This is a genomic window from Clavibacter sp. B3I6 (assembly GCF_030816895.1).
Taxonomy (GTDB): domain Bacteria; phylum Actinomycetota; class Actinomycetes; order Actinomycetales; family Microbacteriaceae; genus Clavibacter.
In genome coordinates, this window is sequence record NZ_JAUSYL010000001.1 from 1,184,801 (window position 1) to 1,197,126 (window position 12,326).

Here is a 12,326-nt window from a genome sequence, read left to right on the forward strand (position 1 = left end):
GGCGCCCGACGGGCGCTCGAGGGGACTGGTCAAGGGTAACGGGGATCAGGCGCGGGCCCGCTGGACCGTCCGGTCGCGCGTGATGAGGCGGCGGTACAGCCCGCGGCGCACGGCCTCGGGGATGAGGCGGTAGCTGCCGCGCACCAGGACGTTGCGCAGCGCCTGCGAGAGGGACGTGAACCGGCGACGGCGGAACTCCCGCTGGAGGCGGAGCTCGGCGCGCAGCTGGGCGACGCCGCCGCGCCGGGCGTAGGCGCCCGCGCTGACGCGGTACATGACGAGCGGGTCCGGGAGGTTCTCCACGCGCGCGCCCGACTGGATCATGCGGGCGAAGAGGTAGTAGTCCTCCATCAGGCCGAGCGGGAGGTAGCCGCCCGCGCGCTTCACCGCCGCGCGCCGGTACACGACGGTGGGGTGGTTGAAGGGGTCGTGGAAGCGCGCGTAGCGCGAGATGGCGTCGGCGCCGACGGGCGGGGTGCGGCGGCCGGCGATGGTCCCCACGTCGTCCGCGAACTCGTACATGCCGGTGCCCACCAGGTCGAGGCCGCCGGAGATGAGCGCCAGCTGGCGGGCGAAGCGCTCGGGGAGGCTGATGTCGTCGGCGTCCATCCGCGCGACGACGTCGTGCGCGCAGGCCTCGAGGCCGCGCTCGAGGGCGTAGGCGAGGCCCATGTTGCGCTCCAGCTCGACCGTGACGACGGGGACGGGCGACGCCTCGGCGAGCTCCGCCATGGTGCGGGCGAGGTCCGCCGACACCGGTCCGTCGCGCACGACGACGACCTCGTCCGGCCGGAGGGTCTGGTCGTCCACGCTGCTGCGGAACGCCCGGCGGAGGAACTCGGGGCGGTCGCCGCGGTAGACGGGCAGGAGGAGGGAGAAGGGCTCGACGGGCATGCGCGTCCCTCCTGCTGCATGGGCAGCGTCGCGTGTGACGGTGGCCGGACGCGACCGAGCTGGGATCGGGCGTCGAGCGGCCCAGTGTACCCGCCGGTCGTGCGGCGGCCGCCGTGGCGCGCGGGCGCCGCCGCCCGGACCGGACGGCCGCCTGCCCCGGGGAGCCCGCTCGCCGCTGGTAGCATCGGCCCCCGTGCCCTCCCCCCGTACCCCTGCCCGGATCGCGCGGCGGGTTACGCCCTCGCGCCTGATCTCCGCGCTGTCCGTGGCGACCGCCGTCGTGCTCTTCCTCCTCACCCAGGTGGGGATGCTCGTGCACCGCGCGCCCAGCGTCGTCACGACGTTCCGGGACTACTTCGTCTACGACCAGCTCTCCTACCTCTCCATGGTGGTCAACTTCGCGCGCGGCGACTTCTCGTCCGTCGAGCCGTTCACGGAGACGGGCCGGAACACGTACCCGCACCTCTACTACGTGGTGCTCGGCGCCGTCGGCCACCTCACCGGCCTCGGGCCGGTCGCCGCGTGGAACGTCGTCGGCACGGTGATCCAGGCCGGGCTCGTCGCCGCCATCGCCGTCGCGTGCATCCGGGTCACGGGCCGCGCGTGGACCGGTGCGCTCGGCTTCACGCCGCTCCTGCTGGGGACGTTCGCGTGGACGCAGGGCCCGGGCACGTGGTTCTGGCAGATGAGCTCGCACGCCGTCCTCTGGGGTCCGTTCGGGGTGCTGTTCACGCTGAACGGCGAGGCCGCCGCGCTCTCCGTCGCCGGCATCGCGTTCCTCGCCGCCCTCGTGCCGGCCCTGCGCGGATCCTCCCGCCGGATGCGCTTCGCCGGGCTCGTCCTGGTGGGCGTGGTGGTCGGCGGCCTGCTCAACGTGCACGTCTACGCCTTCCTCTCGACCGTCTTCCTCTCCTTCTACGTGGTCGCCGCGTACGCCGTGCTCGAGCGACCCCGGCGCCGGCTCCTGGTGCTGTCCGCGGTGCTCGTGCCGGTCTCCCTCGCCCTCGCGGTCGTCGTCGCCGGGACGGTCGGGCCCCTGCCCGCCTTCGTCGTCGGCCTGGTGCCCACGGTCCCGGGGCTCCTCGCGACCATCGGACGCACCCGCGGTCTCGCGCTCGTGCCCATGGGCGCCGCGCTCCTCGCGACGATGCCGCAGATCGTGACGACCGTGCTCGCGTCGGCGGCGGGCGACCCGTTCCTCTCCTACCGGGTGGCGTCGAGCAAGGACCTGGGCGTGGACCTCCCGCTCGGTCCCCTCGCGGGCGCCGCGCTGATCCTGCCGCTCGTCGTGATCCTCGTGGCCGGCATCCGCGCCCGGCGCACCATCTGGATCGCGTACGCGTCCGGGGCGATGCTCGCCTGGGCCATGACGTCGACCAACGACCTGTGGCGCGCGAACCAGGAGCCGTACCGGCTCTGGATCGACTCCTTCCTCCTCATCGCCGTGACGATCGTGCCGGTGCTGCTCGACGTGGCGGTGCGGACGCTCCGCGCGCACCAGGAGGACGGCGCCGACCGGCCGGCTCCGCGCCGTACCCGCGTCGTCGTCGCGGCGGCCGCGGTCGCCGTCGTCGCGGTCGGCGCCGCGAGCGCCGTGGACTGGGCGCGCTTCTTCGTCGCCGGCCGGGGCATCGGGCAGATCACGTTCCAGCAGCCCGCGGACCGGGCCATCCGCGACGTGACCGCCGACGCCACCGAGGGCGCCATCGTCGCCGGATCATGCCTCGACCCCCAGATCGTCAAGATCGACTCCGGCCGATCCGTCGCGCACTACAACCTCGGCATGGCCTGGCCCGAGGACCGGGACGCGGTCGACGACGCGCGCGGGGCGCTGGCGTCGGGTCGCGTCGACGCGCGGGCGACCGAGGCCGCGGGGATCCGCTGGTACCTCGCCCTCTCGGACTGCGCCGACGGGGTCGACCCCGCCGATGTGCCGGGTCTCGTGGAGGTCGCGCGCAGCGTCTTCGACCCGTCGACCGGCGCGGCGGCCGTGCTCTACCGCATCGACATAGGCTGAGCCGCGCACCCGGTCGGCGTCCCGTCAGGCCGGGACGCCGACAACGACCCGCTTCCGACGAGGGACTCCCGCACGTGACAGCAGACCAGCACAAGACGCCCGCGCCGCTCGTGAGCTTCATCCTCCCCACCTTCAACGAGGAGGGGAGCATCGACCTGTTCTCGCGCACCCTCCACGAGGAGCTGGACGCGGCGCGACTCGGCATGCGCTTCGAGTTCATCTACGTGAACGACGGATCGGCCGACGCGTCCCTCGAGCGCCTGCACGCCCTGGCGGCCGCGGACGACCGCGTCCAGGTCATCGACTTCTCCCGCAACTTCGGGCACCAGATCGCGGTCACGGCCGGCCTCGACCACGCGACGGGCGACGCGGCGGTCATCATGGACACCGACCTGCAGGATCCGCCGCGCGTCGCCGTCGAGCTCATCCGCCGCTGGCAGGAGGGCTTCAACGTCGTCTACGCGCAGCGCCGCACGCGCAAGGACTCCCTGTTCAAGAGGACCACCGCCGGCGCGTTCTACCGCACGCTCGCGCTCGTCGCCGAGATCGACATCCCGCGCGACACCGGGGACTTCCGGCTCATCGACCGCAAGGTGATCGACGCCGTCAAGCGCTTCCCGGAGCGGAACCGCTTCCTCCGCGGGATGGTCTCCTACGTCGGCTTCCGCCAGACGAGCGTGCAGTTCGACCGCGATGAGCGCCACGCCGGGGTCACCGGCTACCCGCTGCGCAAGATGATCAAGTTCGCCGCGGACGGCATCCTCGGCTTCTCGACGTTCCCGCTCAAGCTGATCCAGCTCGTCGGCCTCGTGGTGTCGGCGCTCAGCGCGCTGGCGGTCGTCTACGTGCTGGTGAGCCGCGCCATCGACCCGTCGAGCGTCGTGCCCGGGTGGACGTTCACCGTGATCGCCATCCTCTTCGTGGGCGGCGTGCAGATCACCATGCTCAGCGTGCTGGGGAGCTACCTCGGGCGGGTGTACGCCGAGGTGCAGAACAGGCCGCTCTACCTGGTGGCCTCGCACGTCGGCCGCCCGACGGATCCGGCGGCCGGCACCGTGCTGACGGCGTCGTCCGAGGTGCCCTACCGCCGCGACTGAGCCGGGCGCGGCGTCATCGGCCGGCGGACCGCTCGATGCGCCGGACCCCCGCGGTGATGTCGCCGAGCCCGTCGAGGACCTCGTGCGCAGGTCGCGGGGGGCGGCTGAGCCCCTGGCGCGCGCCGTCGACCAGGCCGCGGACGAGGAGCCCCTTGTCGCCGGAGCGCCGGATGGTGCGGGTCCAGCTGACGATCGCGGCCCCGGCGTAGAGGACCCGCTCGGCGGGCGACAGCGCGCGGGAGCGCAGCAGCATCCAGATCTTGTTGCGCACCTCGAAGACGAACCGCGCGCCCGGGTCCACGTCCGTCGACCCGAAGGTGCGCGTGCGGTGCTCGACCGTGCTGCCGTGGACCAGGTACCCGCGGCCGTGCCGGAGCAGGCGGGCCGAGTACTCGAAGTCGTCGTTCCAGAGGAAGTAGTCGGCCATCGGCAGCCCGTGCGCGCGGACGGCGTCGGCCTCGATCATCATGGACACGAACGACGCGGTGCGGACGGGCGTGCAGCCGTGCTCGGCGGCGCGGGCGATGCTCCGGCGGCGCGCCGAGGGCCGTGTGCGCGGCGTGTTCATGGGGTGCGGGCGACCGTCGGTCCAGCGCACCGCGGACGCGAGCACGACGGTGCCGCGGGGGGCCACGGCGCGGGCGCGCAGCAGCTCGTCGAGCGCGGAGGGATCCGGCACCGTGTCGTCGTCCATGAGCCAGACGAGCTCGGCGTCGTGCGCGGTGAGCGCGCGCTCGATGCCCGCGGTGAAGCCGCCCGCCCCACCGGTGTTCGTCGGCAGCGTCGTGAGCGCGACCTCCGGAAAGCGCGCGCGGATGACGTCGGCGGAGCCGTCCGTCGACGCGTTGTCGATGACGACGACCGCGTGCAGCGGCACGGTCTGGGCGTCGAGCGCGGCGAGGGTCTCCACCACCAGGTCGCGCCGGTTCCAGGCCACGACGACCGCGACGACGCGCTGAGGCGCGCTCATTCGCTCCTCCTCCCCCGCCGGCGGAGGACCGCCCACTGGGCCACGAGGACGACCATGAGGAGCCCGGATCCCAGCTGCACCTGCCATCCGGGGCTCCAGAAGGAGACCGTGACGGTGCGGCCCTCGTCCGCGGCGGTCACGTCGACGCCGAGGAGCATGCCGTCGACGGGGTCCTCGGCCAGCGTGGCGCCGTCGACGCGATAGCCCGGCCACGGGATGAGGGAGAGCGCGACCCGCCCGCCGTCGGCGGGCACGGAGTCGATGCGGAACGTGGTGCCCATCGGGTCCTGGTGGACGACCGTCGCCGAGGTGCCCGCCGAGGTCCAGGCGATGCCGCCGGCCCCGTCGACCGGCTGGTCGCGCACGATGAGGCGCGTGTGCGGGGTGTCCTGGGCGACGTGCCACCCCTCCGGCACGACCTTCCAGTCGGCGGAGGGCACCGCGCGGGACGCATCGAGGCCGCGCTGGATCTTGACGACCTGCACGGTGCTGACGCCGAGCAGGTCGACGAGGTCGGTCCCCGTGTCCGAGCCCTTCACCGGCTGGAAGAGCTGCTCGTAGAGCTGGCCGCAGGTGAAGCCGTTGTACTGCATGCAGACGGCCTTCGAGTAGCCGGGGTAGTAGACCGACGAGTACGCGTTCTGGACGGGCTTGCCCGTGATGTACCAGGAGTTGCCGACGAGCGACTCGTCGAAGAAGTCGTCGTCCGTCCACCCGACCACGAGGACGTCGCCGCGGGATCCGGGGAGTTGGCTCGAGTACTCGACGACGTCGGAGGGCAGCCAGTAGCTGCTGAGCGGCGACGCCGGGGAGAAGGCGTGCTGCGGGACGAGCGCGACGAGCGTCCCGGCCACGGCCATCACGGCGAGGGCCCGCGTCGCCCCTCCCGCGTCCCGGGTGCGCACGACGCGGCGGACCAGGGGGAGGCCGGACGCCCGCCCCAGCCGCGCACCGGCGACGCCCATCGCCACCGCCACGAGCACGGCCGACACGACCATGCCGACGACGACGGCCTTCCACTCGAGGGGCGCCTGCAGGACCATCAGCCCGCCGGTGGCGACGACGATGAGCAGGGCCGCCGTGAGGTGCCGTCGCGTGACGACGGTGCGTCGTGCACGGGACAGGCCGAGCGCGAGGATCAGGAGGACGGAGCCCGCCACGTACGGCAGGACCCGCACGGGGAACCGCAGCGGCCCGATCTGGGACGGCGCGCTCACGGCGACGAGCGCGACGACCGCGATGACGACGAGGCTGGGACGGGAGCGCAGCAGGCGGGCCAGCTCGCGGGGGCGGATGAGCACGACCAGCGGGAGCAGCCACGAGATGTAGGTGAGCGGGGAGCCGGGGTACTGGCTCCCGTACGTCTCCATGAACGGCCCGCCGGTCGGCACCGCCGAGATGGCCAGGTCGGTGAGGTCGACGCCGAGGAAGCCCGTGTTGAGGACTCCCTCGTCCCGGCCGGACACCGATGCGGTCAGGAGACCGGGCAGGTGCACCACGATCGTGAAGAGGCCGGCGACGGTCGACGCGGCGAGGGCACGCCAGATGGCACCCCGGTCGCGGCGGAGCACGGCCTCGAGCAGGATGGCGGCGAGCGCCGCCGCGAGCATCAGGGTCGTGGAGACGTACCCGATCCCGACGAGGAGGAGCGACGCCGCGATGCCGCCATAGGGGGTGCGGTTGAGCAGCACGCTCCGGCGGGTCAGGCCCACGGCGAGGGGCCCACCAGCACCAGGCCATCAGCCCGTTCACCCAGGAGGGCGCGTCGTAGTAGAGGGTGAAGCCGGCGAGCGGCGCGGCCACGGCGACGACCGCGGACCAGGCGCGGGGGATGCCGTAGCTGCGGGCGAGGACGAAGAAGCCCGCGGATCCGATCGCGAGGCAGGCGAGCTTCACGATCGTGGAGTACAGGGCGGCGTCGAACAGGACGTGCGAGCCGAGCCCGATCAGCCAGATGAAGGGGCTGTAGATGCCCCACGCGCCCTCCGCCTGGTAGTTGCCCGACTGCCACACCGTCGTGTTGAGCAGCGACCAGTCGCCCCGGAGGATCCGGTCCCCGATCTCCCACCACTGGCCGAAGGCCCCCGCCTCCGTGTCGTTCACGAAGTAGTACCGGCGGAAGAAGAGCATCGGGATCATCGCGCCCACCACCGTGGCGGCGACGGCGGCCGTCGGCCACAGGAGCTTGCTGCGCATGTTGAGGAATGTCCGTTCGTCGTGTTCCGCCCGGACCGCCTCGGACGGTCGGGCGGGACTCACCCTAACGCCTGGCTCCCCGGCACCCCGTGAGGACCGGACCCGCTGCGGGCGGGCGCCTCCCCGGTCCGGCTGGGGCCCCGTGAGAGGATGGCCCCCGTCCGAACGCGCTCCGCGGTCGCCCGCCGCCTCCATCGCCCGTCGCACGCCGACGCGCGACGCAGGGTCGCCGGCCCGGTCGCGTCCCCTCCTGCCTCGCCGAAGGAGAGCCTCGTGGCCCCACGCGTCTCGATCGTCATCCCCGCCTACAACAACGCCGACTACCTCCAGGAGACGGTCGACTCCGTGCTGGCGCAGACGTTCACCGACTTCGAGGTCGTGATCGCGGACCACTCCTCCACCGACGGCACGTGGGACGTCATGCAGCGCTACGCCGACGAGCCGCGCGTCCGCCTGCTCCGCACCGAGGCGGGCGGCGGGGCCCTCCGCAACTGGAACCGCGTGAGCCAGGAGGCGCGCGGCGAGCTGATCAAGCTCGTCTGCGGCGACGACCTCCTCTACCCCACCATCCTGGAGCGCCAGGTGGCCGAGCTGGACGCGTCGCCCTCCGTCGTGCTCGTCGCCTCCCCGCGGGACATCGTCGACGCCGACAGCCGGCCGGTCGTGCGCGACCACGGCGTCTCCGGGGCGCGCCTCGCGATGTCCGGCGCCCAGGCCGTCCGCCGCACGATCCGCTCCGGCACCAACATCTTCGGCGAGCCGGGCTGCGTGCTCATGCGCCGGGCCGACCTGGAGGCGGTCGGCTGGTGGGACTCCCGCTGGCCGTACCTCATCGACGAGACCACGTACGCCAAGGTGCTGCTCCGCGGCGACTTCGCGTCCGTGGGGCCGAAGGCCCTCGCGGGCTTCCGGATCTCCGACTCCCAGTGGAGCGTGCGCCTCGCCGGCGAGCAGGCGAGCGCCGCCGCCGGCTTCCACCACTGGGTCCTCGAGGACCACCCGCACGTCGTGTCCCGGGCCGACGTCCGTCTCGGCGACCTGATGGCCCGCGCCAAGGCCCTCTCGCGTCGACTCGTGTACCTCTACCTCGGCCGGCGCATGTCGCGCGGGGCCGGGAGCGCCGCGTGAGCGCTCTCGAGGAGCAGGGCGCGACCGAGCCCGTGCTGCCGCCCGACCACTCCGTCTCCGTCGTCATCCCCGTCTACCAGGGCGAGCTGACGCTCGAGGCCCTGCTCGCGGAGATCGAGCCCTTCACGCAGCCGCAGATCTCGCGCGACGGCCACAGCTACGCCGTCACCGAGGTCCTCCTCGTCTTCGACAACGGGCGCGACGGCTCCCCCCGGGTCATCCGCGAGCTGAAGCGCCTCCACCCCTTCGTCCGGCCGATCTGGCTGAGCCGCAACTTCGGCCAGCACGCGGCCACGCTCGCGGGCATGGCGTCCTCCGGCGGCGACTGGATCGTCACGCTCGACGAGGACGGGCAGCACGATCCCGGCTTCATCCCCGACATGCTCGACGTCGCGATGCGCGACCTGGCCTCCGTGGTCTACGCGAAGCCCACGAACTCGCCGTCCCACGGTCTCCTGCGGAACGTCGCCTCCCGCGGCGCCAAGGTGGTGCTGAACGCCATGTCGTCCGACCAGGACGCCGAGCAGTTCCAGAGCTACCGGCTGATGCTCGGATCCGTCGGCCGCAGCGTCGCCGCGTACGCGGGCTCCGGCGTGTACCTCGACATCGCCCTCGGCTGGGTCGCGAACCGCGTGTCCAGCTGCCCCATCACGCTCCGCGACGAGGGCGAGCGCCAGTCCGGCTACTCGTCGCGCCGCCTGTTCTCGCACTTCTGGCGCATGGTGCTCTCCAGCGGCACCCGCGGCCTGCGCGCCGTGAGCGTCCTCGGGGTGCTCTTCCTCGCGGTCGCGCTGGTCTTCGTGATCGTGATCGTCGTCAGCCGCCTCACCGACAACTCGGTGCCCGCGGGCTGGGCGTCGACCATCGTCACGATCCTCGCGTCGAGCGGCATCATCCTGTTCTCGCTGGGGATCATCGCGGAGTACGTGGGCGTCGCGGTGGGCATGGCGCAGGGACGGCCGGCCTACCTCATCGTGCGCGACCCCCTCGACGGACCGCACGGCCGACCGCCGCGCGGGCACGTGTGACCGCGCCCGTCCCCGTCTGGGTCATCGGCGCCCGGGGGCTCCTCGGCGCCTCGCTCGTCGACGCGCTGACGGCGGATCCCCGCTGGGCGCCGGTCGCCGTGGACCCGCTCCCCTGGTCGACCCCGGACGAGCGCGTGATGCGCCGGGCCGCGCGCACCGGCGCGGAGCGGCTCCTCGAGGCCGGTCGCGTCGCCGGTGCGTGGGCCGTCATGTGGTGCGCGGGAGCGGCCGTCACGGGCAGCACCCGGGAGCAGCTGGAGCACGAGCTCCAGCAGCTGGAGGCGGTGCTCGACGAGATCGCCGGCGCCGCGACGGCCGTGCCCGCGCCGGGCGGCGCGCTGTTCTACTCGTCGTCCGCGGGCGGCGTGTACGCGGGCGCCGCGCGCCCGCCGTTCACGGAGGCGACCGAGCCCCGCCCCCTCGCGCCCTACGGCGAGGCGAAGCTCCGGGCCGAGGGCCTCGTGCGGGCGTTCGGCGAGCACGCCGGGGTCAGCACCCTCATCGGCCGCATCGCGAACCTCTACGGGCCGGGCCAGGCCGTCGGCAAGCCGCAGGGCCTCATCACCCAGCTCGCGCGCGCGAACCTCTCCCCCACGCCGGCGTCCATCTACGTGCCGCTCGAGACGGTCCGCGACTACCTCTACGCCGACGACTGCGCGGGGCTCGTGCGGGACGCGACCGCGCGGCTGCTGGCTCTGCCCCCGGGGTCGCACGTCACGAAGATCCTGGCCTCCGGGCAGCCGGTCACGATCAGCGCGCTCCTCGGGCACTTCACCGCGCTCGGCAAGGCGCGCCCCCACGTCATGCTCGGGCTGTCGCCGCTCGCGGGCTACCAGGCGGTGGACCTGCGCCTCGAGAGCGTCGTCTGGCCGGACCTCGACGCGCGGGACACGATGCCGCTGCCCGCGGGGATCCACATCACCGCGCAGGCGCTCATCGCCGGCATGCAATCCGGCGAGCTCACCCCGCGCTGACGCGGTGCGGCCCGCCGGCCTCGGGGACGCTACGCGTCGAGCAGCGTGACGAGGTAGCGGCCGTAGCCGCTCTTGATGAGGGGACGGGCGAGCGCCTCGAGGGCGTCGCGGTCGATCCAGCCGGCGCGGAACGCGATCTCCTCGATGCAGCCGATCTTGAATCCCTGGCGGTCCTCGATGACCTTCACGTACTCGGACGCCTGCATCATGCTCTCGAACGTGCCCGTGTCGAGCCAGGCGGTGCCGCGGTCGAGGACCTGCACGCGGAGGCGGCCGGCCTGCAGGTAGTGGTCGTTGACCGCCGTGATCTCGAGCTCCCCGCGCTCGCTCGGCTGGATGCCCTTGGCGATCTCCACCACGTCGTTGTCGAAGAAGTAGAGGCCGGGGACGGCGTACGCGCTCTTCGGCTCCGCGGGCTTCTCCTCGATGGAGACGGCCGTGAAGTCGTCGTCGAACTCGACGACGCCGTAGGCCGTGGGATCGGCCACGTGGTACGCGAAGATCAGCGCGCCGTCGATCTCGGTGTTCCTCCGCAGGCTGGTGCCGAGGCCGGCGCCGTGGAAGATGTTGTCGCCGAGGACGAGGGCCACCGAGTCGTCGCCGATGAACTCCTCGCCGATGACGAACGCCTGCGCGAGGCCGTCGGGCGAGGGCTGCACGGCGTACTCGATGCGCATGCCGAGGTGCGAGCCGTCGCCGAGCAGGGCCCGGAACTGGTCGTTGTACTCGGGCGTCGTGATGATGAGCACCTCGCGGATGTCCGCCATCATCAGCGTCGACAGGGGGTAGTAGATCATCGGCTTGTCGTAGATGGGCATCAGCTGCTTGCTGATGCCCTTCGTGATCGGCCAGAGGCGGGTGCCGGAGCCGCCGGCCAGGATGATGCCCTTCATGGCTCAGCTCACCTTCTGCGAGTCGTGGAAGGCGCGCATGTCCGACCAGGTGGGGAGGAGACCGGCGGCCGCCGCCTCCGCGAGCGTGGGGGCCTCGAGGTCCTTCGGGGAGAGCAGCGCCTCGCCCGCCTCCTCGGGGAAGCGGAGGTCGAGGTCGGGATCGAGCGGCGTGATGCCGTGCTCGGCGGAGGGGTTGTAGACGTCGCTCACGAGGTAGGTGACGGCGGCGTCGTCGGTCAGCGCGACGAAGCAGTGGCCGAGGCCCTCGGAGATGTAGACGGCCTTGTGGGTGTCGGTGTCGAGCCGCACGCTGTCCCACTGGCCGAAGGTCAGGGATCCCACGCGGATGTCGACGATGAAGTCGAGCACGGCGCCGGAGACGGCCTTCACGTGCTTGGCCTGGCCGCGCGGCACGTCGGCGAAGTGGACGCCGCGGACGACCCCGCGCTTGGAGACGCTCATGTTCGCCTGGCGGAGGTCGAGGGGGTGCCCGACCGCCTCCTGGATCTCGTCGAACCGGTACCACTCGAGGAACACGCCCCGGTCGTCGGTGCGCTGGACGGGGGTGAGCTCGTACGCGTCGGGTACGGCGAGTTCGCGGATCTGCACGGGTCGGAGTCTAGCAACGGGCCGATCAGCGGCCGGGGCCGCCGCCGCCCCGCGGACGCCGGAACGAGAACCAGCGGTGGCCGACGTAGCTGATGAGCGTGATCGCGACCACGATGAGCGCCTGCGCGACGAGGCGCGGGACGCCGACCGCGACGAGCAGCGGGAGCGCGACGGCGTTGAGCGAGATGGAGACGACGTAGACGGAGACGAAGCGCGCGAGGTCGCGCAGCACGTGGCCCCGCACGCGGAACACGAGGCGGCGGTACAGGACGAAGGCGACGAGCACGGCGACCGCGTAGCTCCCGGCGAGCGGCACGAGGGATCCGAGCACGGGCCGGCCCGCCGCGTCGAGCGCCGCGCCGGCCGTGGCCGCGAGCCCCGCGAAGAGGAGGAACGCGAAGGCGGTGTTGAAGCCGCCGACGAGGAGGAACGCCACGCGCTCGTCGCGGAGGAGCGCGCGGATGCGGGAGGCGGCCATGCACGCATCCTGCCGCGTCGCGCCCGGACGTCCGCCCGGCGA

At 72.9% G+C, this 12,326-nt stretch carries 11 protein-coding genes; 5 read left to right on the forward strand and 6 right to left on the reverse strand.

From position 1 onward, the window contains the following. Positions 1 to 45: 45 nt before the first annotated feature. Positions 46 to 894, reverse strand: coding sequence for a glycosyltransferase (locus QFZ62_RS05570; RefSeq protein ID WP_307502768.1), 849 nt, complete (start codon positions 892 to 894; stop codon positions 46 to 48). A gap of 193 nt (positions 895 to 1,087) precedes the next feature. Here QFZ62_RS05570 and QFZ62_RS05575 point away from each other — a divergent pair, with 193 nt between their 5' ends. Both QFZ62_RS05575 and QFZ62_RS05580 read left to right on the forward strand, forming a co-directional pair. Further along, on the forward strand, positions 1,088 to 2,911 hold the full coding sequence (locus tag QFZ62_RS05575; RefSeq protein WP_307502769.1) for a hypothetical protein: 1,824 nt from the start codon (positions 1,088 to 1,090) through the stop codon (positions 2,909 to 2,911). A gap of 74 nt (positions 2,912 to 2,985) precedes the next feature. Next, entirely contained in the window at positions 2,986 to 4,008 is a 1,023-nt protein-coding gene (locus QFZ62_RS05580) for a glycosyltransferase (RefSeq protein WP_307502772.1), read from the forward strand. A gap of 13 nt (positions 4,009 to 4,021) precedes the next feature. Here QFZ62_RS05580 and QFZ62_RS05585 read toward each other — a convergent pair whose 3' ends face one another. Then, on the reverse strand, positions 4,022 to 4,978 hold the full coding sequence (locus tag QFZ62_RS05585) for a glycosyltransferase (RefSeq protein WP_307502774.1): 957 nt from the start codon (positions 4,976 to 4,978) through the stop codon (positions 4,022 to 4,024). Then, positions 4,975 to 6,690, reverse strand: a complete 1,716-nt coding sequence (locus tag QFZ62_RS05590; protein ID WP_307502777.1) for a hypothetical protein — start codon at positions 6,688 to 6,690, stop codon at positions 4,975 to 4,977. Before QFZ62_RS05590 ends, QFZ62_RS05585 begins: the two co-directional genes overlap by 4 nt. A 757-nt stretch (positions 6,691 to 7,447) precedes the next feature. Between QFZ62_RS05590 and QFZ62_RS05595 the strand changes: the two genes are divergently transcribed. Genes QFZ62_RS05595 through QFZ62_RS05605 form a run of 3 tightly spaced genes read left to right on the forward strand, consistent with a single transcriptional unit; the run spans position 7,448 to position 10,304 of the window. Next, positions 7,448 to 8,302: a glycosyltransferase family 2 protein gene (locus QFZ62_RS05595; RefSeq protein ID WP_307502779.1), complete on the forward strand. Its 855-nt coding sequence runs from the start codon at positions 7,448 to 7,450 to the stop codon at positions 8,300 to 8,302. Beyond that, positions 8,299 to 9,330: a glycosyltransferase gene (locus QFZ62_RS05600; RefSeq protein WP_307502782.1), complete on the forward strand. Its 1,032-nt coding sequence runs from the start codon at positions 8,299 to 8,301 to the stop codon at positions 9,328 to 9,330. The genes QFZ62_RS05595 and QFZ62_RS05600 overlap by 4 nt, the downstream gene beginning before the upstream one ends. Then, positions 9,327 to 10,304 carry an NAD(P)-dependent oxidoreductase gene (locus tag QFZ62_RS05605; protein ID WP_307502785.1) on the forward strand — a complete coding sequence of 326 codons (978 nt, stop codon included), beginning with the start codon at positions 9,327 to 9,329 and terminating at the stop codon, positions 10,302 to 10,304. Before QFZ62_RS05600 ends, QFZ62_RS05605 begins: the two co-directional genes overlap by 4 nt. A 29-nt stretch (positions 10,305 to 10,333) precedes the next feature. Here the strand turns inward: QFZ62_RS05605 and rfbA are convergent, their stop codons facing one another. The 3 genes from rfbA to QFZ62_RS05620 are packed head-to-tail and all read right to left on the reverse strand — an operon-like array spanning position 10,334 to position 12,284. After that, a complete protein-coding gene (gene rfbA / locus QFZ62_RS05610) occupies positions 10,334 to 11,197 on the reverse strand; it encodes a glucose-1-phosphate thymidylyltransferase RfbA (RefSeq protein ID WP_307502788.1) in 864 nt (287 codons plus the stop codon). 3 nt (positions 11,198 to 11,200) lie between these two features. Continuing rightward, positions 11,201 to 11,806 carry a dTDP-4-dehydrorhamnose 3,5-epimerase family protein gene (locus QFZ62_RS05615; protein WP_307502791.1) on the reverse strand — a complete coding sequence of 202 codons (606 nt, stop codon included), beginning with the start codon at positions 11,804 to 11,806 and terminating at the stop codon, positions 11,201 to 11,203. 25 nt (positions 11,807 to 11,831) lie between these two features. Beyond that, complete coding sequence (locus QFZ62_RS05620; RefSeq protein ID WP_307502794.1) at positions 11,832 to 12,284, reverse strand: GtrA family protein; 453 nt, start codon at positions 12,282 to 12,284, stop codon at positions 11,832 to 11,834. Between the last annotated feature and the right edge of the window lie 42 nt (positions 12,285 to 12,326).